The sequence below is a fragment of the Flavobacterium zubiriense genome, assembly GCF_041729725.1.
Lineage (GTDB): Bacteria > Bacteroidota > Bacteroidia > Flavobacteriales > Flavobacteriaceae > Flavobacterium > Flavobacterium zubiriense.
This window is the reverse complement of record NZ_JBCFQL010000002.1, coordinates 190,351-214,606: the sequence shown is the minus strand read 5'-3', so window position 1 is coordinate 214,606 and position 24,256 is coordinate 190,351. Positions and strand designations below refer to the sequence as shown.

General features: G+C 33.5%; 22 protein-coding genes. 10 read left to right on the top strand and 12 right to left on the bottom strand.

The window, feature by feature from the left end; translation table 11 throughout:
• Positions 1-128: 128 nt before the first annotated feature.
• Both mtaB and AAGV28_RS02925 read left to right on the top strand, forming a co-directional pair.
• Complete coding sequence (mtaB, locus tag AAGV28_RS02930) at positions 129-1,457, top strand: tRNA (N(6)-L-threonylcarbamoyladenosine(37)-C(2))-methylthiotransferase MtaB (RefSeq protein WP_373405328.1); 1,329 nt, start codon at positions 129-131, stop codon at positions 1,455-1,457.
• A 293-nt stretch (positions 1,458-1,750) separates the two neighbouring features.
• Positions 1,751-2,611, top strand: coding sequence for a L,D-transpeptidase (locus tag AAGV28_RS02925; RefSeq protein ID WP_373405327.1), 861 nt, complete (start codon positions 1,751-1,753; stop codon positions 2,609-2,611).
• Positions 2,612-2,722: 111 nt separating this feature from the next.
• Here AAGV28_RS02925 and AAGV28_RS02920 read toward each other — a convergent pair whose 3' ends face one another.
• Together AAGV28_RS02920 and AAGV28_RS02915 are read right to left on the bottom strand one after the other, a co-directional pair.
• Entirely contained in the window at positions 2,723-3,439 is a 717-nt protein-coding gene (locus AAGV28_RS02920; protein ID WP_373405326.1) for a 3-ketoacyl-ACP reductase, read from the bottom strand.
• 2 nt (positions 3,440-3,441) lie between these two features.
• Positions 3,442-4,278, bottom strand: a complete 837-nt coding sequence (locus AAGV28_RS02915; RefSeq protein WP_373405325.1) for a DUF6929 family protein — start codon at positions 4,276-4,278, stop codon at positions 3,442-3,444.
• Positions 4,279-4,458: 180 nt separating this feature from the next.
• Between AAGV28_RS02915 and AAGV28_RS02910 the strand changes: the two genes are divergently transcribed.
• Positions 4,459-5,337 carry a PPK2 family polyphosphate kinase gene (locus tag AAGV28_RS02910; protein WP_373405324.1) on the top strand — a complete coding sequence of 293 codons (879 nt, stop codon included), beginning with the start codon at positions 4,459-4,461 and terminating at the stop codon, positions 5,335-5,337.
• A gap of 144 nt (positions 5,338-5,481) precedes the next feature.
• Here AAGV28_RS02910 and AAGV28_RS02905 read toward each other — a convergent pair whose 3' ends face one another.
• A complete protein-coding gene (locus AAGV28_RS02905; RefSeq protein WP_373405323.1) occupies positions 5,482-6,024 on the bottom strand; it encodes a hypothetical protein in 543 nt (180 codons plus the stop codon).
• A 686-nt stretch (positions 6,025-6,710) separates the two neighbouring features.
• On the opposite strand from AAGV28_RS02905, the gene AAGV28_RS02900 reads away from it, so the two are divergent.
• Together AAGV28_RS02900 and AAGV28_RS02895 are read left to right on the top strand one after the other, a co-directional pair.
• Positions 6,711-8,087, top strand: coding sequence for an MATE family efflux transporter (locus AAGV28_RS02900; protein WP_373405322.1), 1,377 nt, complete (start codon positions 6,711-6,713; stop codon positions 8,085-8,087).
• Positions 8,088-8,157: 70 nt separating this feature from the next.
• A complete protein-coding gene (locus tag AAGV28_RS02895; protein ID WP_373405321.1) occupies positions 8,158-8,388 on the top strand; it encodes a hypothetical protein in 231 nt (76 codons plus the stop codon).
• Here AAGV28_RS02895 and meaB read toward each other — a convergent pair.
• Positions 8,385-9,464, bottom strand: coding sequence for a methylmalonyl Co-A mutase-associated GTPase MeaB (meaB, locus tag AAGV28_RS02890; protein ID WP_373405320.1), 1,080 nt, complete (start codon positions 9,462-9,464; stop codon positions 8,385-8,387). The genes AAGV28_RS02895 and meaB overlap by 4 nt on opposite strands.
• Positions 9,465-9,946: 482 nt before the next feature.
• Between meaB and AAGV28_RS02885 the strand changes: the two genes are divergently transcribed.
• Complete coding sequence (locus AAGV28_RS02885; protein ID WP_373405319.1) at positions 9,947-10,858, top strand: AEC family transporter; 912 nt, start codon at positions 9,947-9,949, stop codon at positions 10,856-10,858.
• Between the two features lie 557 nt (positions 10,859-11,415).
• Positions 11,416-12,054, top strand: a complete 639-nt coding sequence (locus tag AAGV28_RS02880) for a peroxiredoxin (protein ID WP_373405318.1) — start codon at positions 11,416-11,418, stop codon at positions 12,052-12,054.
• A gap of 77 nt (positions 12,055-12,131) precedes the next feature.
• Here AAGV28_RS02880 and AAGV28_RS02875 read toward each other — a convergent pair whose 3' ends face one another.
• The 7 genes from AAGV28_RS02875 to AAGV28_RS02845 all read right to left on the bottom strand — a co-directional run bounded on the left by AAGV28_RS02875 (position 12,132) and on the right by AAGV28_RS02845 (position 19,203).
• Positions 12,132-12,575 (bottom strand): response regulator, encoded by a 444-nt coding sequence (locus AAGV28_RS02875; protein WP_373405317.1) that lies wholly within the window; start codon positions 12,573-12,575, stop codon positions 12,132-12,134.
• A 79-nt stretch (positions 12,576-12,654) separates the two neighbouring features.
• Positions 12,655-13,239, bottom strand: a complete 585-nt coding sequence (locus AAGV28_RS02870; RefSeq protein WP_373405316.1) for a helix-turn-helix domain-containing protein — start codon at positions 13,237-13,239, stop codon at positions 12,655-12,657.
• Positions 13,240-13,404: 165 nt separating this feature from the next.
• Positions 13,405-13,986, bottom strand: a complete 582-nt coding sequence (nudK, locus tag AAGV28_RS02865) for a GDP-mannose pyrophosphatase NudK (protein ID WP_373405315.1) — start codon at positions 13,984-13,986, stop codon at positions 13,405-13,407.
• A gap of 120 nt (positions 13,987-14,106) precedes the next feature.
• Positions 14,107-15,378 (bottom strand): adenylosuccinate synthase, encoded by a 1,272-nt coding sequence (locus tag AAGV28_RS02860; RefSeq protein WP_373405314.1) that lies wholly within the window; start codon positions 15,376-15,378, stop codon positions 14,107-14,109.
• Between the two features lie 73 nt (positions 15,379-15,451).
• Positions 15,452-15,940 carry a Fur family transcriptional regulator gene (locus tag AAGV28_RS02855; protein WP_373405313.1) on the bottom strand — a complete coding sequence of 163 codons (489 nt, stop codon included), beginning with the start codon at positions 15,938-15,940 and terminating at the stop codon, positions 15,452-15,454.
• Between the two features lie 135 nt (positions 15,941-16,075).
• On the bottom strand, positions 16,076-18,295 hold the full coding sequence (locus AAGV28_RS02850; protein WP_373405397.1) for a RelA/SpoT family protein: 2,220 nt from the start codon (positions 18,293-18,295) through the stop codon (positions 16,076-16,078).
• 122 nt (positions 18,296-18,417) lie between these two features.
• Positions 18,418-19,203: a TrmH family RNA methyltransferase gene (locus AAGV28_RS02845; protein ID WP_373405312.1), complete on the bottom strand. Its 786-nt coding sequence runs from the start codon at positions 19,201-19,203 to the stop codon at positions 18,418-18,420.
• A 168-nt stretch (positions 19,204-19,371) separates the two neighbouring features.
• On the opposite strand from AAGV28_RS02845, the gene AAGV28_RS02840 reads away from it, so the two are divergent.
• Complete coding sequence (locus AAGV28_RS02840; protein WP_373405311.1) at positions 19,372-19,977, top strand: trimeric intracellular cation channel family protein; 606 nt, start codon at positions 19,372-19,374, stop codon at positions 19,975-19,977.
• A 7-nt stretch (positions 19,978-19,984) separates the two neighbouring features.
• Here the strand turns inward: AAGV28_RS02840 and AAGV28_RS02835 are convergent, their stop codons facing one another.
• Positions 19,985-20,668 (bottom strand): cell division ATP-binding protein FtsE, encoded by a 684-nt coding sequence (locus AAGV28_RS02835; RefSeq protein WP_373405310.1) that lies wholly within the window; start codon positions 20,666-20,668, stop codon positions 19,985-19,987.
• A gap of 165 nt (positions 20,669-20,833) precedes the next feature.
• On the opposite strand from AAGV28_RS02835, the gene AAGV28_RS02830 reads away from it, so the two are divergent.
• The gene (locus AAGV28_RS02830) at positions 20,834-23,848 is read left to right on the top strand and encodes a tetratricopeptide repeat protein (protein ID WP_373405309.1); all 3,015 of its coding nucleotides are present in this window, start codon (positions 20,834-20,836) and stop codon (positions 23,846-23,848) included.
• A 41-nt stretch (positions 23,849-23,889) separates the two neighbouring features.
• Positions 23,890-24,255: a four helix bundle protein gene (locus AAGV28_RS02825; RefSeq protein ID WP_373405308.1), complete on the top strand. Its 366-nt coding sequence runs from the start codon at positions 23,890-23,892 to the stop codon at positions 24,253-24,255.
• Position 24,256 lies beyond the last annotated feature (1 nt).

Sequence of the window (24,256 nt, the reverse complement as noted above, 5' to 3'; positions counted from 1 at the left end):
GTAGCTACGAGGTCACGCCCAAATGATGATTTCAATAAAATTTCAATTCATTACGGTATTCTCACATTTGTTTGTAAATTTGCACACGCTATTTTTTTGACAACGATTTCATTAGATAGCGCTTACTTATGGAAAAACGCAAAAAAGTAGCCTTTTATACCTTAGGCTGTAAACTCAATTTCTCAGAAACATCGACAATTGCCCGTAACTTACAAGACGAAGGTTTTGATCGTGTCGATTTTGAGGAAGTGGCTGATATGTATGTCATCAATACCTGTTCGGTGACTGAAAATGCCGATAAACAATTCAAACAAGTGGTGCGTAAAGCGATGAAGCTGAATGATAAAGCTTTTGTTGCTGCGGTGGGTTGTTATGCGCAACTAAAACCCGAAGAATTGGCGGCGGTGGATGGCGTTGATTTGGTTCTGGGGGCTACCGAAAAATTCAAACTAGCCGATTACATCAACGATTTGTCTAAAAACGATATGGGCGAAGTGCATTCCTGCGAGATTGCCGAAGCCGATTTTTATGTAGGCAGTTATTCCATTGGCGACCGTACCCGTGCTTTCCTGAAAGTGCAAGATGGTTGCGATTATAAATGCACCTATTGTACGATTCCGCTGGCTCGTGGAATTTCCCGTAGTGACGAATTGCAGAACGTATTGAAAAATGCATCTGAAATTTCGAAGCAAAATATCAAAGAAATTGTGCTTACTGGAGTGAATATTGGCGATTACGGAAAAGGAGAATTCGGAAATAAAAAACACGAACATACGTTCTTGGAATTGGTGCAGGCTTTGGATGAAGTGGAAGGAATTGAGCGTTTGCGAATTTCGTCTATTGAACCGAATTTATTGAAGAATGAAACAATTGAGTTTGTTTCGAAAAGCAGAACGTTTGTACCGCATTTTCACATTCCGTTGCAATCCGGAAGCAATGATATACTGAAGTTGATGAAACGCCGTTATTTGCGTGAAGTGTATATTGAAAGAGTGAATAAAATTCGCGAAGTCATGCCGCATGCCTGTATTGGTGTCGATGTGATTGTTGGTTTTCCAGGAGAAACCGATGAACATTTCTTAGAAACCTATCATTTTCTGAATGATTTGGATATTTCGTATTTACACGTTTTTACCTATTCTGAGCGTGATAATACCGAAGCTGCCGAAATGGAAGGCGTTGTTGCTTCGAATGTTCGTGCAAAACGCAGCAAAATGTTACGCGGATTATCGGTTAAAAAACGTCGTGCTTTTTACGAAAGTCAGTTAGGAACCAGCAGAACAGTTTTGTTTGAAGGTGAAAATAAAGAAGGTTATATTCATGGTTTTACGGAGAATTACGTAAAAGTAAAAACGCCTTGGGATCCAGAATTGGTGAATACTTTGCACCAAATCAATTTGACTAAAATTGATGAAGACGGAAGCGTAAGAATGGAATTTGCTTCGGCTTTAGTTTAAACGTATAATTTTTTAAACCATTAAGAGATTAAGAAAATTAAGCGTAAAAGCTTAGTAAAACTTAATCTCTTCATGGTTTTTTCTTTTTTACCACATTAGTCATTTTTCTTTTCTTAACCATGAAAAAAATTAAGATAAAAAAGGTTAGAAGTGTTTTTCACTTTTTTAAATCTCTTCATGGTTTAACTTTTTTTTAAATTCCAAAAGTTTAAATTTTATAAATTCTTAGATTAATTGTATAAGGGTGAAACCGTGTAAATGAGGTACTTTTATACTATTAAAATTGAAATATTATGAAGCCAAAATTATTTATACTTAGTGCACTAGTTTGTTCTGTTTTATTTTCTTGTAAAGAGAATGATAAAACAGTAAATGAAGAAAAGGTAGTCAAAATTGAACGTAAGAAACCAAACAATATCTCGTATCATTTTGAAAACACTCAAAAATGGTTAGAAAAAACAGCTAATGATAGCACACAATTGCATATTGTTTATGCTATCAATAGAACAGATGCGCCAAATCTTAAAAAATTAGATTCCATTGTTGTACCAAATGACACTTCCGAAGATTTAGCGTATTATTTGCCTTTTCCACTTGAAGTTCCTTATTTGAAAGATATCAGTAAAATAATTTTCTTCTCCTATCCAACACAAACATTTGGAGCTTATGAATACGGAGAATTGATTTATACTGGGCCAACCAACATGGGAAGGGAAAAAGATAAAACGCCTACAGGATTGTTTTTTAGCAATTGGAAAGCCGAAGAGACTACTAGTACTTTTAACGACGAGTGGGATTTAAAATGGAACTTTAATATTGAAAATAAATTGGGTGTGGGATGGCATCAATATGAGTTACCGGGTTATCCAGCTTCACATTCTTGTTTGAGACTTCAGGAAAGTGATGCTAAAAAGTTATATACCTGGGCTGACGAATGGGTACTTCAGGATGATGAAAACGTAAAAGTAAAGGGAACTCCTGTAATTGTTTTTGGTGCTTATCCATTTGGGCAACCAAAACCTTGGTATCAGTTAGTTTCTAGCCCAAATAGTTTGGAAATATCAAAAAGTGATATCGAAAAAGAAACAAAGCCTCATATTACTACTATTTTAAAAGAACAAAAAAATAGAGAAACGGTTCAGGGTAAAAAGTAAGAACGACAGATTCTCAACATTTTAAACCATTAAGAAGTCAATAAAATTAAGCGTAATACTTGATACAATTGGACTTCTTAATGGTTTTGTTTATTTAAGTGTTCTATAAAATTAAGGATTGGTTGACCAAATACTACTGTTTTTAATAAATACGCGTCGGTTGAGTTTTAATTGAGCAATGATTAATTCGGCAATATCATCGGATTGCATTACTTTCTCCGGATTTCCATCGGTTAATTTTAAATCTTTAGCCATGTCAGTAGCCACAGTACTTGGCGTTAAAGCCGTAACTCGAATGTTGTGTTTGCGAACTTCCTGCATTAGCGAATCCGTTAATCCCAGAACAGCAAATTTAGACGCACTGTAAGCACTTGTTAAAGCATTTCCTGCTAATCCAGCAGTAGATGAAATATTGATAATATCACCCGTTTGGCTTTCAATCATATTAGGCAAAACGGCACGGGTAGTATAATAGGTTCCCATTAAATTTACCTTAATGATGCGTTCCCATTCGGTTGGTTCCAGTTCCATAAATTTTCCAAAAGCAGCAATTCCGGCATTATTGATTAAAATATCAATGGTTTTAAATTCGGCTAAGGCTTTTTCCACAGCTGCATTAATGGAATTAATATCGGAAACATCAGCAGTTAAAGCCAATACTTTTACTCTTAAAGATTTGATTTTTAATGCTACAGCATCAATGTCGTCTTGCGTTCTGGCTACTAATATGATGTTCACACCTTCTTTAGCTAATGCAATGGCAATGGCTTTTCCTATTCCTTTTCCTGCGCCCGTAATCAGAGCATTTTTGTTTTTTAAGTCGGTCATAATTATTTAAGATTGAGTGATAATTTATAAATTGTAGTTTCGAGTATCTCAGTATCCTTGTCTTCGCAAAGTAAGAATTCAATTTTTTTATTGTCTTTTTTGTAAAGAGTTAGTCCTTCAAATTTGTGAGTTGCACTGATTTTTTTGGTAAAATCAATTTTCATGGTTTCCAAATCAATTCTTCCAATGATGCTTCCCAGTACTTCGCCATCATCATAAGTGGATTGCGTATCTTCTGCTGCTGCCAAAAAATAGAGTTTGTTATCAACCAATATGCCATCAGTAAAACTAGTGCGGACTCCTTTTATTTTTGGAAGTTTGTAATCATTTGACAATAAACTGAATTCTTGGTCTAATTTTTTAGCTTGAAAACTAAAAAGGATGTTTTTGTTTGAAATTCCGTTTCCGCGATTAAAGAAAAACCAGTTTTCACCATCGTGAACAGCACCTTCGAGATTGAATTCTTCGGGTTTGATGGAAGCAAAATTTTGCATTACTTCATACAAGTTGACTAGATTGTTAGTCTTGAATTTCTTTTTTTGTGCCAAATCAAATTCGATCATCGAATTCCTTTTTGAGGTAGAACCTGAACCAAATATGTAAAGCGTATCCTGAAAAGCAGTCATGGCTTCAAAGTCAGGTTTGTCTTTTTTGAGTATGTTTTCAGATGAATTTTCTATTAACGGATGACGTTTTAAGTCTTGCGAATCGATAAGGTATTCGTATAGAAAACCGCTGTTGTCACCAATAACGAATAAGGAATTGTCTTTGAAAAAAAGTCCTGAAGCAGAACCGATTCCGATGATGTGAAATAGAATTTCGAGTGTGAATTTTTCCATAAATATTGTTCTGAAAACGGGTTTCTAGCCCGGGTAGTAGCGACATCCTTTAACTACTTTCTTTAAGTAGTTAAAGATATAGCGGATAACCGGAAAATAGCTCCTAATATTGAGGTTTAAAAGGCTAAAATTATAGTATTTATTGCTTATATTTGAGAATGTAACGTTAAAATATTCCTTATGAAGTCGATTAATCCAGATGATTTTAAAGTAATCAAGGCAATTAGTTTGTCTGAAATTCCAACGAATTTATTTAATAAAGCCAGTGACGATGATAAGGGGGATAAGCTAGATAAGATTCAGGCGAAATTAAGTGAGCTGCAAGATGTGATGTATGCTCACAATAAATATGGCGTTTTGATTTGTTTACAAGGCATGGACACTTCGGGAAAAGACAGTTTGATTCGGGAAGTCTTTAAGGAATTTAATCCGCGAGGCGTGGTGGTAAGTAGTTTTAAAACGCCCAATTCTACCGAATTAGAACACGATTATTTATGGCGACATTATTTGGCTTTGCCCGAAAAAGGAAAATTTGCCGTTTTTAATAGAACGCATTATGAGAATGTTTTGGTTACTCGTGTGCATCCTGAATATTTATTGAACGAAAATTTGCCTGGAATAGAAAATGTAGATGATGTAACGCCACAGTTTTGGGAAAATAGAATGGAGCAAATTAAAAATTTTGAAAAGCACATTACTCAAAACGGAACGATTGTGTTAAAGTTTTATTTGCATTTGAGTAAGGAAGAACAACGAAAGCGCTTGTTAAGACGTTTAGAAGAGGAAGAACACCATTGGAAATTTTCGCCGGGAGATTTGAAAGAGCGTGAACGCTGGCAGGATTATATGAGCTATTATGAAGAAGCAATTAATAAAACCAGTACCGAAAATGCGCCTTGGTTTGTAGTTCCTGCTGATGATAAAGATATGTGTCGTTATATAGTAGCCAAAATTATATGGGAAACCATGCAGCAATTTTCAGATATTAAGGAACCAGAATTAGATGATAAGGTCAAAATGAATTTTGCAATGTACAAAGAGCAATTGAGTAAAGAATGAAAAAAAAATAGCTGACTACTTTTTAAAGCGGTCAGCTTTTTTTTTAATATACTTTTTTAGGTTTTTTAAAATTCATCAAAATTAATTACCCCATTCCGCCGCGGCGGATGTAATTTTGATGAATTTTAAACAGGTACTTTGGCTTTACAATTTAAAACCATAAGCCAGTCTAAGGGCTACCTGACCAAAACCTTTTCCTGCACTTCCATCATTATTAACAGTAGGGAAATCAGAATAGTGTTCATAACGGGCTGAAATATCAATGTATTTAGTTGCATATCCAATTCCTGGAGCTAATAGCAAAGAAGTATCGTTGTAATTATTAGTTACAGCAAATGCAGCACCAGCTTCTCCAGTTAAATAAAATTGGTCATTCCACACAAAAGCTTTTACACCTGCTTTTACTGGAATGAAACCTAAATCGTCACCATCATTTTCGCTCACAAAAATGTTATTGAAACCTGTAGTTAAGGTTATCGAATATCTTTTTGTTAAATCATATTGCAAACGAGCATCAGCACCTAAGGCTAATTTGTATGGATCTTCGGTGGCATAACCAGCGTTTAAACCAAAACCAAGTCGGAATCCTGGATTGTATTTTGCAGTTTCCTGAGCTTTTGCTCCATTAATAGTAAATAATGCCAGTGCAAATAAAAAGGCAGCGGTTATTTTCTTTGTAGTTTTCATAATTTGAGGGTTTTAAATAATTAAATTTTTATTATCGTTTGTTCAATCACATCCATAAAAGGTTGTACTAGTGCTAAAAAACGTTAATTGTTTTTAAATGTTGTGGTAATTATTGCTTTTTTACATTAAAATAGTATGAATCATTGACTGTCAATGTACTGCAAAGTCTTGTTTTTTATAAAATAATGTAGTAATTAATGTGTGCTAATCTAAAAGCAATGTTTTGATAAAATAGGAGTCTCGTTTTTTGGTTTTTAATTCAAAAAGTAGAATTATTCTTTAAGTTTTGGTAATGTTTACTTCATACTATTTTAAAATTACCAAGCTTTCTTTGCTTTGAAAAAAAACAATTAGTTGATTTTATGAAAACCCTGACCGATAAAAAATATTTGAAGTAAACAGAGTAAAGGGCACAGCAATTTTTAGACACGAATTAACACGAATTGGCACAAATAGTAATTAATTTAAAAATAAATTACACAAAATTTTTATCTGCCTAAGGCAGATTCGTGTAATTTAATTTATCTAAATCTGTGTTAATTTGTGCAATTTGTGTCTGATTTTTTGTTTTTTTGACTGATGAGGTTTTATTACTGAATTTGATAATTTAACTCCAAAATATTATGCTGTTCAAACCTTGATATCGATTTGCTTCTGCTTACCTTTGTCGCCTTAAAAAAAATAAAGTGACTTTAGCTACTTATACCAAAGAGTTCTCCTATAATTTACGATTGGCCTATCCTATTATTTTAGGAATGCTAGGGCATACTATTGTAGGAATTGTAGATAATGTGATGGTAGGGAAATTAGGTCCTACTGAATTAGCAGCAGTTTCTTTGGCTAATAGTTTTGTGTTTGTGGCTATGTCATTAGGAATTGGTTTTTCGACTGCCATAACACCTTTGGCGGCTGAAGCTGATGGCGGACAAAACATTGAAAAAGGCAGAAGCGTTTTTCATCATGGTTTGTATTTGTGTACTTTTTTAGGCTTTTTCCTGTTTGTATTGGTCTTTTTTGCGAAACAGCTTATCGCATTTATGGGACAACCCGAAAATGTGGTCGAATTGTCTAAGCCCTATCTGGATATTGTGGCATTTTCATTAGTGCCATTGATTATTTTTCAGGGTTACAAGCAATTTGCTGATGGGATGAGCGAAACTAAATATTCCATGTGGGCTACTATTTTAGGAAATGTGGTTAATGTGGTTTTGAATTATATTTTCATTTACGGAATTTGGATTTTTCCTGAACTGGGAATTGTTGGTGCCGCCATTGGAACTATCGTTTCCCGTTTTGTAATGTTAGCTTACATGCATTATAAGATGAAAAAAAACGCTAAGTTTCATTCTTTTTTTGATGGATTTTCTGTGAAAAAAATACAGCGAGAAATTAATCTAAAAATCATTCGATTAGGCGCTCCTTCTTCGATGCAAATGTTTTTTGAAGTGGCATTGTTTACTGGAGCGGTTTGGCTTTCTGGTCGATTAGGGATTGCCAATCAGGCGGCTAACCAAATTGCGTTGAGTCTGGCTTCGTTTACTTTTATGTTCGCCATGGGATTGAGCGTTGCAGCTACCATTAGAGTTGGAAATCAAAAAGGGTTGGGTGATTATAAAAAAATGAAAATTGTTGCTTTTTCTATCTTTTTATTGGCGGTTTTATTAGAAGTTTTCTTTGCCTTGTTTTTTGTGATATTTCATAAACAAATGCCAGCCTTGTTTGTTGATATGAATAATACAGCCGATTTGGTAGCCAATACCGAAGTAGTTACCATTGCGGCTCAATTGCTATTAGTTGCAGCCGTTTTCCAAATTTCTGATGGAATTCAGGTAGTGGTTTTGGGTGCATTACGCGGTTTGCAAGATGCTAAAATTCCCATGTATATTACTTTTGTAGCCTATTGGGTTGTGGGTTTTCCTGTTTCTATTTATCTTGGTTTTTACACTAATTTAAAAGCCGTTGGAATTTGGATTGGACTTTTGGCAGGATTAACAACAGCAGCTTTATTTTTGTATATTCGCTTCATTAGATTAACAAAACAGTTGATTTTAGAAAAACATTAAAAATAAGAGTTAGTTGATTGTTTTCGAATAAAACAAAACAACTTAAAAAATAATTAAATTAAAAAATAGAATGGAATTACCTAAATTTTTACTTGGCGACAACACCGATTTTCCTGATGATATTTTTATCATTCATTTAGATTATCCAAGATTTATCATTAATCTAAAAGATGATGAGGTGGAATTTATGGAAGAAGCAGAAGATCTTGATGAAGCTGAACTGAATGCCGAAATGGAAGGTTTAATCGAAGAAGCCAATGCTTTTTATGATAGAGAAATGGAACGTTACGAAGACGATTAAGTTTTTGATTTAAAATAAGTTTCCAATAATAATTGAGCGGCTGCAAACGGTGAAAATTCATTGTTTTGCACCGCTTTTTTAGTTTGTTCTAATTCATTTTGGATAGCAGGATGATTGAAAAAGTCTTGTTTTAATTGATTGTTAATGGTTTCTAAAAGCCAAAATTCATTTTGTTCCGCTCTTTTGGAGTCGAATGAGCCATTGTTTTTTGTTTGTTCTATGTATTTTGAAATCATTTGCTCTATTGCAGTAATTCCTTCATTTGTTTTGGCACTACAAGTTGTAGCAATTGGAGTCCATCCTGATTTTTTTGAAGGGAAAAGATGCAATGCACGGCCCAATTCGGTTTTTGCTAATGCTGTTTTTTGAATATTATCTCCATCCGATTTGTTGATTACAATAGCATCTGCCATTTCCATAATGCCTCTTTTTATACCTTGCAATTCATCACCAGCTCCAGTAATTTGTAATAGCAAAAAGAAATCAACCATACTATGAACAGCGGTTTCACTTTGTCCAACGCCTACTGTTTCGATGATAATAGTATCAAATCCAGCGGCTTCGCAAAGTATAATGGTTTCTCTAGTTTTGCGAGCTACTCCGCCCAATGTTTCACCTGATGCCGAAGGACGCACATAAACATTGGGATCTTTTACTAATTCTTCCATCCGCGTTTTGTCTCCCAGGATACTTCCATGTGAATTTGAACTGCTTGGGTCAATCGTTAGTACAGCTATTTTTTTGCCTTGATTGCTTAGATGTTTTCCAAAAGCTTCTATAAATGTACTTTTTCCCACTCCGGGAACTCCTGTAATTCCTATTCGAATGGATTGATTGGCATGTGGTAAACAGGCATTGATAATTTCATTGGCTTTCGAAAAATGATTGGGATTGCTGCTTTCAATTAAGGTAATAGCTCTGCTCAACGCATTAATTTTTCCAGCTAGAATACCTGAAATTAGTTCTTCGGTGCTGGGTTGCGCCATTCGTGCTTGCAGGATTTTTTTCAAGACGGTTTTATTGAAAATTTCAGGACTGTCTTGGTTTTCGGCTGAGTTGGGCTTATCTTTTTTCAAAATACAGAATGCTTTTTGTAAAAATAATACATTCGGAGGAAACTTAGTGCTTGTTTTTTACCACAAAGTTTTTTGTTTTACCACAAAGATTCGCAAAGTAAAAACAAAGTTACACTAAGTTTTTTTAAAGTTACTCTGTGGAAATCTATCGAATCTGTGGCGAAAATTTAAACGAAAAGTTTTTTTACCGCAAAGATTCGCAAAGTAAAAACAAAGTTACGCTAAGTTTTTTTAAAGTTAATCTGTGGAAATCTTTTGAATCTGTGGCTAAAATTTAACCGAAAAGTTTTTTACCGCAAAGATTCGCAAAGTAAAAATATAGTTACGCTAAGTTTTTTAAAGTTAATCTGTGGAAATCTGTTGAATCTGTGGCTAAAATTTAACCACAAATATTCTCAACGTTTTTTAACTATTGTATTTGTCTTGTGATATTATTGATATGTTTATGATACTAGTAAATTAGTAAATATCTTTGCGGTATTATGATTAATATTATTCTAATTTTTGTCTATTTGCTTATAGGTGTTGCACTGCAACGCATTAAATGGTTTCCTTCTGATAGCTATAAGCTAATAAATAAGTTTGTTGTTTACTTCTGTCTTCCGGCCTTGGCATTGTATTATATCCCAAAAGTTCGTTGGGATAATGAATTACTGTATCTAATTGGCGTTACTTGGATAGGATTTACCATAGCATTCTTTTTATTTCGTTTTTTAGGGAAAAAGTACGGTTGGTCTAAAAAATTAGTAGGTTGTTTGATTATAACTGCGGGTTTGGGAAACACATCGTTTTTAGGCTATCCTATTGTTAATGCGTTGTACGGCTCCGAAGGATTAAAAATGGCCATCTTGGTCGATCAGCCAGGAACATTTGTGGTGCTTTCTACTATAGCGGTTGTTGTAGCAACATTATATTCTAAAGAAGCCACAAGCGGTGCTAAAATTGCCCAAAAAGTCTTGTTGTTTCCTCCTTTTATTTGTTTTTTATTGGCATGTATGGCTAATATATTGACTTTGGATTTTCATGATTATCTCCAATTGGCTTTTCAAAAATTAGGCAGTTTGCTTACCCCACTAGCTATGATTTCTGTGGGCTTACAATTGCATTTTGATAGCCGAAGTCAGCATTGGAGATTTCTTTGGATCGGATTGGCATATAAATTAGTCATTACTCCAGCAATTTTGTTTGTATTGTACGTTGTTATCTTAAAGCAACACGGATTAATGATTCAAGTTGCCATTATTGAAGCCGCCATGGCACCTATGATTATGGCGAGTATTTTAGCTACTTCTCACGGTTTAAAACCGAGATTGAGTAGTATGATGATTGGTTTTGGGATTCCTATTTCTTTTATTACACTGGCTTTTTGGTATTTTGTTTTGCAGTATATTTAAAGGGAAGTGTTCTTTTTTAGGAGCAGAACGATACATTTTCAAAACAATTTTTTCTCCTGCTGTTCATTGCAATCTCCCGATGAAAAATCGGGAGGATTTCCATTCCCATCAGGGCTATTTATGTTGTTTTTATTTTTAGAGGGACTTTTTTAGAAAGATATTTTCTATAAATAAATTATATTGAAAGCATGTTGATAATTAAAAACTATCAAATATTTAAAAATATATTTGTAAAATCTATTTTGGTGTTATGCTAATAATTAAAAAACTAATATCATGAAAAAAGCACCCATGAATTGGGCAAATAGAAGAATATTTAGAAAATAGTTCGAATGAATATTGTTATTTAGTTTACAATAATTACAAGATTATTTATTGGATAAATGAAGATAGCAATACTGTTGAGGTTTTTGATGTATTTGATTCCCGCCAAAGTCCTATCAAAATAAAACGTACCAAGTAAAGCTATTTTTCCTTTAACAAATCTTTATTCTTATTAAAAACGTCTATAGGTGTTTTTTTGATTAACTTTATTGGGAATTAAAAAAAGATATATAATGGCAACAATACGTTTAGGAGACATCGCTCCAGATTTCAAAGCAGAAACGACACAAGGGAAAGTACAATTTCACGAATGGTTAGGTGATTCCTGGGGTGTTTTATTTTCACATCCTTCTGATTTTACACCAGTTTGTACCACAGAACTAGGAACTGTAGCCAATTATTTTCCTGAATTCCAAAAAAGAAATACCAAGGTTATTGCATTAAGTGTGGATGGATTAGAATCGCATTTAAACTGGATTAAAGACATCGAGGAAACGCAAAATGTAACTTTACAATACCCAATTATCGCTGACGAGAGCAAAGAAGTAGCAGATTTGTATGACATGATTCATCCAAATGCGAATGATACTTTTACAGTTCGTTCCGTATTTATTATTGGGGCAGATAAAAAAGTAAAATTAATCTTGACCTATCCCGCTTCAACAGGTAGAAATTTTGACGAATTGCTACGTGTTATTGATAGTTTGCAGTTAACGGCTAATTATAGTGTGGCTACACCAGCCAACTGGAAAGATGGTGACGACGTGGTTATTTCGCCAACGATAAAAGATGAAGATATTCCAGCGAAGTTTCCAAAAGGATTCAATCGCATTAAATATTATTTAAGAATGACGCCACAGCCTAATAAGTAAGCGAAATTATGATTCAAATAAAAAAGGGAATTCAATACTGTTGAATTCCCTTTTTTATGGTATTTACTTACTTTGATTTACTTTATCAACAGAAAATTATTCACATCGACCTTGTGATTGTTCCAATTGATATTCATTACATTTTGAATCATTTTTATCAAGTCACCGAATGTGTGCGGTTTAATAGCGTAAAAGTTAGCTCCAAGATTGAGACTTAAATCAATGTCTGACTTGTTCGAACTCGTAGAGTAAATAATTACTGGAAATTCATTGATACTTGGTTCGCTACGTATCTCTTGCAAAAACTGAAATCCAGATTTTCTTGGCATGTTTATATCTAAAAAAACGACTCCATTTTGAGGTTTATTTTCTTTAATGCTATTTAGAAGGTTTTCCCCGTTTTTATGAATATGAAGTTTTACTAATTCATTAGAATTATCCGTGGCGCTTTCTACAGCATCATTAAAAAAAATTAAATCGTCATCATCATCATCAGCATAAAAGATACTTATTTTACTCATTTTGTTTCAAATTTAGTATGTAAATGTATCTTTTAAAAGCCAATAAAAATTCACCTTTTTTGGTAGAAATTTATAAATTTTATTGTTTTTTCTCTTTAATATCTTTGTTAAGTTCTTGTATTGCTTTCCTTCTTTTTTCTTTTAAATTCTTAAAATGAGTGGGACTAAAACCGGTTATTTTTTTAAATTGTGTCGAAAAAGCCGAAAGGCTACTGAAATGAAGTTTAGTTGCAATTTCAGAAAAATTATATTCTTCAAACAAAATCATTTCTTTCGCTTTCTCCATTTTGAGTAAGTTGGTGTAATTGATTATTGTATTCGAAGTTACTTCAGAAAAAGCGTTTGATAGGTAATTGTAATCTAAGTCTATTTTTTCAGCTAAATAATCTGATAGATTAATTTTTTCAGCCTTATCACTGTTGATGTATTCTTGACAATGGTTTTTGATTTTTTCGATTAAAATCCCTCCTTTACTTTCAATAAGTTCGAGTCCAACTTTTTGTAAAATTGAATTTAGTTCTCTCTTTTTTTCAATGCTTATTTCTTCTTTGATATCAGCTTCTCCAAGTTCTATTTTTAAAGGATGCAAATCTAGTTCCTCAAGAGCTTCTTTGACTACTACTTTGCAGCTTTCGCATGCCATGTTTTTAATATAAATCTTCATCTAGATACGTTTTTAGCAAACCGATATTTGTTTTTTTTAATTTGTAAATATATACTTTTTCAGAATGAAAAAAAGGAGCTGTAATGTCAAAAAAAGTAAAAATTGGATATTTTAACTTTGTGTGAATGCAGTATAATGCTTTATAGCCATGTGAAAAGCAACGGCTTAAAAGCCCAAATTAATCTTAGCATATTGCAACAACATAATCGTTTTTGCATCTTTTAGTTCACCAGTTTCAATCCTATCAAAAGCTTGGTCGAATGGCATTTCTATCACTTCAATATTTTCCTGTTCGTGTTCTAATCCGCCGCCTTCGCTGAATTTCATAGAAGCATCATATTCGGCAACAAATAAATAGAGTATTTCGGTTATGGCTCCTGGAGACATATAGGTTTCCATGATTTTTTTAACCTTAGAAACGCGGTAACCGGTTTCTTCTTCTGTTTCTCTAATAATACATTGTTCAGGTTCGTCCTGGTCTAATAATCCAGCACAAACTTCTACCATCATTCCGCTTTTATTTCCATTTAAGTAGGTTGGTAAACGAAACTGACGGGTTAAAATAATAGTTTTGTTAGTTTTGTTATAAAGTAAAATGGCAGCTCCGTTACCACGATCGTAGACTTCTCTTTGTTGTGTAATAATGCTATTGTCTGTTTTTTGGTAATCAAAAGTTACTTTGTTTAAAATGTACCAGTTATCTGAAAGTAATTCTGTTTTTTGTATAGTTATTTTTGGGTTGTTCATTTGTTGTTTTTTATTAACGCAAATTAAAAATGTAATAGCAAAAAATAATTTGCGAATTTGCGATTTGACTTTTTATTTAGACATATAAAAAAACGCCCTGAAAAATCAGAGCGTTACTTATTATTTCATAATGGTTTGCTTTCTGTCTGGACCAACAGAAACAATTTTGATAGGCACTTCCAATTCTTTTTCAATGAACTCGATGTACTCTTTTAATTCAATAGGCAATTCCTCATAAGTAGTCATTCCTGTTAAATCTTGTTTCCATCCTTTGAATTCTTTGTAAATTGGAGTAACATTTTCTTCTTCCACATTGTATGGAAAGTGAGCAATGTTTTTTCCTTTATAATTGTATTCAGTACATATTTTCAAAGTATCAAAACCAGAAAGTACGTCACCTTTCATCATCATTAATTGAGTTACTCCGTTTACTTGAACAGCGTATTTCAAGGCTACTAAGTCTAACCATCCACAACGTCTTGCTCTTCCGGTAACCGAACCAAATTCGTTACCCACTTTTGCCATAGCAGCACCTACTTCGTCAAAAAGTTCAGTAGGGAAAGGACCGCTACCTACACGAGTAGTGTATGCTTTAAAAATTCCGTACACTTCTTTGATTCTGTTAGGAGCAATTCCTAGACCTGTACAAGCTCCGGCAGCTGTAGTGTTAGAAGATGTTACGAAAGGATAAGTTCCAAAATCAACATCTAATAATGAACCTTGAGCTCCTTCGCATAAAATTGATTTACCCGCTTTTTGTGCTTGGTACATGTATTCTTCGCTATCGATGAAATCTAATTTTTTAATTTCTTCGATAGATTCAAAAAATTCAGTTTCTAATTCTTCTAGATTGTATTGTAATTCCACTCCGTAAAAAGCAATCATAGCTTCATGCTTGTCAGCAAGAGCGCGGTATCTTTCTTTAAAATCTACTAATTCAATATCTCCTACACGTAGGCCGTTTCTACCTGTTTTGTCCATGTAAGTTGGTCCAATACCTTTAAGTGTAGAACCAATTTTAGCTTTTCCTTTAGAAGCTTCAGAAGCAGCGTCTAATAAACGGTGCGTAGGTAAAATTAAGTGTGCTTTTCTAGAGATGATTAATTTCTTTTTGATATCGATGTTGAATTTTGCCAATCCTTCAATTTCTTTTTGAAATACAACAGGATCAATTACAACACCATTTCCAATAACATTTACCGCTGATTTATGGAAAATCCCAGAAGGAATGGTTCTAAGTACATGTTTTATTCCGTCAAATTCTAAAGTATGTCCGGCATTTGGACCTCCTTGAAAACGCGCAATAATATCGTAATTTGAGGTAAGAACGTCAACAATTTTTCCTTTTCCTTCATCTCCCCATTGTAATCCTAGTAATAAATCTACGGTCATTTTTAATTTATTTATTTTCGTTAATTCGTTTTGGAGGTAAATTAGTACCGCCTTTATTTAAACTAAATGTTTTTTATTGATTTTCGTCTTCTTGTTGTTCGCTGGTTTTTGGACTTTTCTTAGTTCCATAGAAATACAACGAATGATTAGTAATATCTAAATCAAAAATCTCTTCGATTGTTTTTTTTATGGTTTGTATTCTTGGGTCACAAAACTCAATCACTTCGCCAGTATCGGTCATAATGATATGATCGTGCTGTTTATCAAAATAGGATTTTTCATAGTGCGCTTGGTTTTGCCCAAATTGGTGCTTGCGTACCAAAGCACAGTCAAGTAATAATTCTATCGTATTGTATAGCGTAGCCCTACTGACACGGTAGTTTTTATTTTTCATTTTGATATATAAGTTTTCAATATCAAAATGTTCTTCGCTTTCATAGATTTCCTGAAGTATAGAGTAACGCTCAGGTGTTTTTCTATGCCCGTTTTTTTCAAGATACATTGTAAAAACGTTTTTTACAATTTCTTGGTTTTTGTTGTTATTTGTGGAAATGAGTGTCATATTTGGCAAAGATAAATTTTTATTTTAATAGTTTTCAAGTTTAAGTGCTTATAAGAGAATAATTTTATTCTTTTTTGTCTGGAAATACTTTTAAACTCAAAAAAGAATTAAATAGTATACTACTTAAGAAAGCACTTAGTTTTTGTAAACTCGAGTTACTCTGTCAATTCCATCAATTTTTTTGATGTTGTCTATTAGTTTTTTCAAAATGGTTATGTTTTGCACCACTACCGTTAGCTGACCTTTAAAAAGTCCTGCATCACCACTCAAAGAAATACTTTGAATGTTTACGTTCATGTTGTTTGAAATTACTTTTGTCAATTCGTTAGTAAGACCGATGGTGTCCATTCCAGTAATATTCAAAATGGCTTTAAATTCTTGTTGTGAAGAATCAATCCATTTGGCAGGCATAATTCTATAAGCATAATTGGATTGCAAAGAAATGGCGTTTGGACAGTCTTTTTTGTGAACTTTTATTCCTTCGTTGATGGTAACAAATCCAAAAACCAAGTCACCTGGAATCGGGTTACAACAAGTAGATAGTTTGTAATCTAATTTATCTTGCTCTTTACCAAAAACCAGCATATCATAATTACTGTTTAACACTTGCTTGTGAATGTCGGTATCAGCAGTATTGCCTGAACGCTTAATTTTATTTTTGAAAAAATTAATTAAAGTATTGCTTTTTTGTGCAGCAAAATCTTTTAATTGTTGGTTGCCAATTGTGCCAATTCCAACTCTGTAAAACAAATCCAAACTGGTTTTAAGATGAAAAAAGTTAACTAATTCATTAATCACCGCTTCGTTTAGGGTAACCTTAAGGTGTTTTAATTTACGGGTTAATACTTCTTTTCCGTCTTCGGCAATTTTTTTAGTGTCTTCGTTAAGAACGTTTCTAATTTTATTTTTTGCTCTGGATGTGGTTACATAGTCCAGCCAGTTTGCTGTAGGTTTTTGATTGGGCGATGTAATAATATCTACCTGATCGCCACTTTTTAATTCATAGTTCAAGGGAACTAATTTCCCATTGACTCTGGTTCCGCGGGTTTTTATTCCAATTTCGGAGTGGATGCTAAACGCAAAATCAAGAGAAGTAGCGCCTTTTGGCAACGATTTGATGTCTCCTTTTGGTGTAAAAACATAGATTTCTTTTGAATATAGATTCATTTTGAAATCTTCTACAAAGTCGATAGCGTTAGTTTCCTGGTTTTCTAAGGCTTCTCTCAGTAAGTTAAGCCAAACATCTAATCCTCCTTCTTCGGTAGCACCATTTTTATATTTGTAATGGGCAGCATATCCTTTTTCGGCAATTTCATCCATACGTTCACTTCGTACCTGAATTTCCACCCAGCGTCCTTTTGGTCCCATTACCGTAATATGCAAGGCTTCGTATCCCGTTGATTTAGGAGACGAAATCCAATCTCTCAAACGGCTCGGACTCGGTCTGTAATGATCTGTAACAATGGAATATATTTTCCAGGCAACAAATTTCTCATCGTGAGGAGCTGATTTGTAGATAATCCGAAGTGCAAATTTGTCGTAAACTTCATCAAAAGTAACGTTTTGTGTTTTCATCTTTCGATGAATAGAATAAATGGATTTTGGACGTCCTTTTATAATGTAATCAATACCTTCGGTGTTTAAAGAGTTTTTAAGAACATCTGAGATGTCTTTAATGTAAGCGTCTTGCTGTTCTTTGGTTTCCTTTATTTTGCTAATAATATCATTGTAAATGGCAGGTTCTGTATATTTTAAACCTAAATCTTCCAGTTTGGTTTTTATATTGTATAGGCCTAATCGGTGTGCTAGTGGTGCATAAATATATAAGGTTTCTGAGGCAATTTTGACTTGTTTATGATCCACCATCGATTCCATGGTTTGCATATTGTGCAATCTGTCGGCAATTTTTATTAGAATTACACGAACATCATCATACAAAGTCAATAACATCTTTCGGAAGTTTTCGGCTTGCATAGACACATTCATGTCTTTTTGTACGATAGATATTTTAGTCAAACCTTCTACAAGTTGGGCTACTTTTGGATTGAACATGCGTTCAATATCTTTAACTGTAGTTGGGGTGTCTTCTACAACATCATGTAGTAAAGCTGCGGCAATAGAAGTGGCACCAAGACCAATCTCGGAAGCAACAATTTTAGCCACGGCAATAGGATGAAAAATATAAGCTTCGCCTGATTTTCGTCTTTGATCTTTATGTGCTTCTACGGCAACATCAAAGGCTTTTCGGATTAGTTTTTTGTCTTCTGTGGTTAAAGTTTGGTAACTAATGCGAAGCAATTCTTTGTATTCTTGAGCAATTGCTTTATTCTCTTTTTCGATATCTATTTCGGTCATACTTTCAAGGTTCATTTTCTAAAAATAGCGATAAGTTCGCATATATGCAAGAGTTTGAAATTTAGTTTTTAGTCCTTAATTTTCAGTCCTTAGTCCTTAGTGTAAAATGTGCATTCTAAAATCTAAAAACCTCTTTGTCTTTTAGCTTCGAATATTAATATGGCTGCGGCAACCGAAACATTCATGCTGTCTATTTCTCCTTGCATTGGGATAATGATATTTTGTGTAGCGGCATCACGCCATTCCTGAGTCAATCCTGTAGCCTCGGTTCCAACCACTAATGCGGTTGGTTTTGTGAAATCTTGGGTGTGGTAACTTGTCGAATTTTGCAAAGTCGCACAGTAAAAATTGATGTTTTTCTCTTTTAAAAAAGAAATGATTTCAGATGTAGTGGCAGTTGCAATTTGGTTAGTAAACAAACAACCTACGCTGGAGCGAACAATATTTGGGTTGTATAAATCGCTTTTTGGGTTAGCGATAATTACAGCATCCAGATTAGCAGCATCGGCAGTTCGTAAAAGAGCGCCAATGTTTCCTGGTTTTTCGGGAGCTTCGGCAACTAAAATCAATGGAGTTGCTGAAAGTTTTAAATCAGAAAGTTGCAATGATTTTGATTTGGCTACAGCCAATACACCTTCTGTAGTATCGCGGTAGCTTAATTTTTGAAATACATCTTTGTTTATTTCGATTAATTCTGCATTTGGAGCTAATTTTCTAGCTGTTGTTTCGTTACAAATTTCAGGATAAAAAAGTATAGTTTCAATTTCGTATTTTCCTTTTACGGCTAATGAAATTTCGCGCACTCCTTCAATTAAAAAAGTACCTGTTTGTTTGCGGTTTTTGGCTTTTTCTTGTAATAATACTAAAGATTTTATCAATGGATTTTGAATGGATGTAATTTGTTTCAAGGGTTGCAAAATTTAGGATTAAATACACGCAAAGATACACAGACAATAATTGTTTTGTAAAATAGCTATTTAAAATTTTCTCCTATTGAGTAGAATAATATGTTTTTGATTATTTAACTGTGTTGTTTTGCGTTAATTTGCTTAAAATTCCTATTTAAATAAAAAAGTATGTTTAGTGTATTAGAAATTTTGGGTACAATGGCTTTTGCGATGTCGGGAGTTTTGACTGCAATGGAGAAGAAGTTAGATCCTTTTGGCGTTTTTATTATTGCTTTTGTGACTGCGGTGGGAGGAGGTACTTTGCGAGATATTTTAATTGGAAAGACTCCAGTGGGTTGGATGATGAATTTGGAATATGTCTATATGATTATTATTGGTTTTGTCTTGGCAGTTGTTTTTCGAAAGAAATTCGACAAATTAAGAACTTCTTTGTTTCTTTTTGACACCATTGGTCTTGGTGTTTACACCTTGACAGGATTGCGAAAAGGGATTGAAATTGGCCTGCATCCTATTATTTGTATCGCTTTGGGAACGATCACCGCTTGTTTTGGTGGTGTTATTCGGGATATTTTATGCAATGAAATTCCGGTTATTTTTCGTAAAGAGATTTATGCTACCATTTGTATTCTTGGTGGAATATTGTTTTTTATGCTCAAATATTTTCAGCTTAACGATGAGATTATTTACATCACAACTGTATCAATTGTAATTAGTATCCGATTGTTAGCTGTTAAGTACAAATGGCATTTACCTGCTTTGGAAAGTGGTAAATAGTTGTGAATTAAACGGTTCTTTGCACTACTTCAAAAATTTTAGCGTCCTCACATTTTAAAGTTTTCGAAGGGAATTTCATCAATAAAGCATAATCATGTGTTGCCATGATAATGGTTTTTCCGTTAGCATTAATTTTTTTCAAAACATCCAAAACTTCAACGCTTGTTTGTGGGTCTAAGTTTCCTGTAGGTTCGTCAGCAAGAATAAGTTCAGGGTCGTTCAATAATGCTCTTGCGATAGCTACACGCTGTTGTTCTCCACCAGAAATTTGGTGCGGCATTTTTTGAGCGTAGTTTTTCATTCCTACTTTGTCTAAAACTTCTTCTATTTTTCGTTCCATTTCATTTTGGTCAGACCAACCCGTAGCTCTAAGAACAAAAAGCATGTTGTCTTGAATAGAACGATCGGGAAGTAGTTTGAAATCCTGAAAAACAATTCCAATTTTACGTCTTAAAAACGGAATGTCATTTTCTTTAAGTGTGTCTAAATCAAAATCTACAATATGTCCTGTGCCTTCGGTCAAGGGTAAATCAGCATAAAGCGTTTTCATAAAACTACTTTTTCCAGAACCTGTTTTTCCAATAAGGTATAAAAACTCTCCGCGGTTGACTTCCAGATTCACATTCGATAAGATTACTTTATCTTCTTGATAGATGGTTGCGTTTTTTAATGACAGGATAGCTTGAGACATAATTAGCGTTTGTTTAAGGCGTAAAAGTAATTATCAATTATGAAATAGCAATATCAATTCAAGGTTTTTTATGCTTTGTTAAAATATTTGTTCATAATAAAACCAATTATTGTCACGTTATAGACCCTATAATATGATATATTTGACTATTAAAAAATAAATAAAATGCGCAAACTTTCTTGGCTCTTTTTTTTGCTGGTTTTTGTTAAAACCAATACGCTTACAGCACAGAAATCAACAATATATACTAGTGATTTAAAAGATTATAATAGAGCAGTTTCATTGTTCAAGGACAATCAATATGCATCGGCTCAATTTATTTTCGAAAAAGTAAAAGCAGCAACGAAAGAGGAGGAAATCAAATCGGATTGTGCGTACTATGAAGCTAGTTGCGCTGTTCGATTAGGTCATGCCAATGCTGATGTGTTGATGGAATCGTTCTTAGAAGAGTATCCTACAAGTTCTAAAAGCAATCAAGCTTATGTTGAAGTAGCACACCATTATTTCAATCAGAAAAATTATTCGGAAGCTTTGAACTGGTTTGAAAAAGTAGATGAAAGCCAATTAAGTGCAGCCGATAAAGACCGATTTAATTTCCAAAAAGGCTATAGTTTTTTTAGTTCCAAAAACAAAAAAGAGGCAACAACTTATTTCAATAAAGTATTAAAATCAGAAGTTTATGGGCCTCAAGCCAAATATTATTTAGGGTTTATGGCTTATGAGGGTGATAATTATCAGGAAGCCAATAAATATTTTGAAGCTGTTTCTGGTGATGAAAAATACGCAGAAAAATTGTCGTACTACCAAGCTGACATGAATTTTAAATCAGGGAATTTTGAAAAAGCAATCGAGCTAGGACAAAAAGCGATGGCAAAATCTACTCCTGCTGAAAAATCAGAATTGAATAAAATTATTGGCGAAAGCTACTTTAATTTAAAGCAATACAACGAAGCCATTCCGTATTTAGTGGCTTACAAAGGGAAAGCTGGACGATGGAACAATACCGATTATTACCTGTTGGGTTATGCGTATTACAAACAAAATAATTTTGAAAGTGCCATTGCTCAATTCAATAAAATTGTTGGTGGAAAAGACGGTGTAGCACAAAATGCGTATTATCATTTAGGTGAAAGTTACCTTAAATTAGATAAAAAACCACAGGCATTGAATGCGTTTAAAAATGCTTCCGAAATGCCATTTGATCCGGCAATTCAGGAAGATGCTTATTTGAATTATGCTAAATTAAGTTATGAATTAGGGAATTCTTATCAAAGTGTACCTTCAGTTTTGTTAGGTTTTATCAATAAATATCCAAATAGTTCCAGCCGTTCGGTTGTTGAAAAATTATTGATTGATTCTTATATTTCTTCTAAAAATTACAAAGAAGCTTTAGTTTTATTGGAAAAAAACAAAACTCCAGAAAACAAATCAGCTTATCAAAAAGTGACTTTTTACAGTGGTTTAGAATCCTACACTAATAGAAAGTATCAAGAAGCTTTAGCAATGTTTCAAAAATCTTTAGGGAATACAGTTGATGCCGAATTTACGGCAAGAGCCACTTTCTGGAAAGGAGAAACAGAGTATGTGTTGAATGAATATAACAAATCACTGTTGAGTTTCAAACAGTTTATTGGAATGTCGGCAGCGGCTTTAACGCCTGAATTTAAAAACAGTAATTATAATGTAGCTTATGCGTATTTTAAGCTGAAAGAATATGACGCAGCAGGTGATGCCTTCCAGAAATTTATAGACAAAGTTAGTAATGATAAAACAAGAGTGACTGATGCTTATTTGCGTTTAGCTGATTGTCGTTTTGTGACTTCTAAATATTGGCCAGCAATGGATGCCTATAATAAGGTAATTGAATTGAAGAGTGTAGATGCGGATTATGCTTATTATCAAAAAGCACTTTGTTATGGTTTTGTGTCTCGAAATGACAAGAAAATTGAAGAATTGAATGCATTTGTGCAGGCTTATCCTAAAACAAATTATCGTGATGATGCTTTGTTCGAATTAGCCAATACGTATGTGGCAACTGACAAACAAGATTCAGCCTTAAAAACCTATGATCGATTGATAAACGAATATAAAAATAGTGTATTTACTGCAAAAGCTATTTTGCGTCAGGGATTGGTTTATTATAATTCAGACCGAAGTTCAGATGCTTTAGTGAAATTCAAAAAAGTAGCTGCCGAATATCCTAAAACTCCTGAAGCATTAGAGGCAGTTGCTACGGCAAGATTGATTTATGTTGATAGCGGAAAAGTCAGTGAATATGCTATCTGGGTTAGAACATTAGATTTTGTTGCAGTTACGGATGCTGATTTGGATAACGACACTTACGAATCGGCAATGAAACAATTTGAACAAAATAATAATTCTCAGGCGATATCTGGTTTTAGAGCTTATATTTCGAGTTTTCCAAACGGCATTCACGCTTTGAAAGCTAATTTTAATTTGGCGCAAGCCTATTATGCCGAAGGTCAAAAAGACAAAGCCTTACCCAATTATGAATATGTGGTCAATCAGCCTAGAAACGAATTTACGGAACAATCTTTAACAAGATTGGGGCAAATTTTATTAGATAATGGTTCAAAAGACAAAGCAATTCCGGTTTTACTTCGTTTAGAAAATGAAGCCGATTTGTTCCAGAATAAAGTTTTTGCACAATCAAATTTGATGAAAAGTTATTATGAAAATAAAGAGTATTCGAACGCAGTAGTTTATGCTGATAAGGTGTTGAATAATCCAAAAATAGACGATAATGTAAAAAGTGATGCGCAAATTATCATCGGGCGTTCGGCTATACAAACAGGAGACGAAGCTAAGGCCAAAGCAGCTTACGCAAAAGTTCTTTTGATTGCAAAAGGAGAATTGGCAGCAGAAGCGTTGTTTTATGATGCTTATTTTAAAAATAAGGAAGCCCAATTTGAAGCATCAAATACTGTGGTTCAAAAATTAGCTAAAAATTATGCTTCTTACCGTTTTTATGGTGCCAAAGGATTAGTTTTAATGGCTAAAAACTTTTACGGATTAAAAGATAGTTTTCAGGCAACCTACATCTTAGAAAGTGTTATTCAAAATTTCTCTGATTTTCCAGAAGTGGTTGCAGAAGCTCAAACGGAATTAGGTCGAATTAAATCAGAAGAGTCTAAAACCAATTCATCAATTAAAAATTAGACGGTTGGATAATAGACGAATAGATAATAGAAAAAATAATTATGAGTGAATTTAAAAGACATAATTTTAAAAAACTAAAAATATGGCAAATGGCAATGGAATTGGCGGGGCAAATTTTCAAATTAACCTCAAGTTTTCCCAGTTCAGAAAAATTTGGTTTGATAAGTCAAATGAATAGATGTTCTGTTTCTATGCCTTCTAATATTGCAGAAGGTTCAAGCAGAACGAACAAATCCTTTAGTCATTTTTTAGATATTTCTTTAGGTTCCTCGTTCGAACTTCAAACGCAACTGTTGTTGGCTAAAAGTCAAAGTTATGTTTCAGATGATTTGTCTCAACATATTGAAAACAAAATAGAAGAATTTCAAAAAGCAACAATGTCATTTCAAAATACATTAAACCAATAAT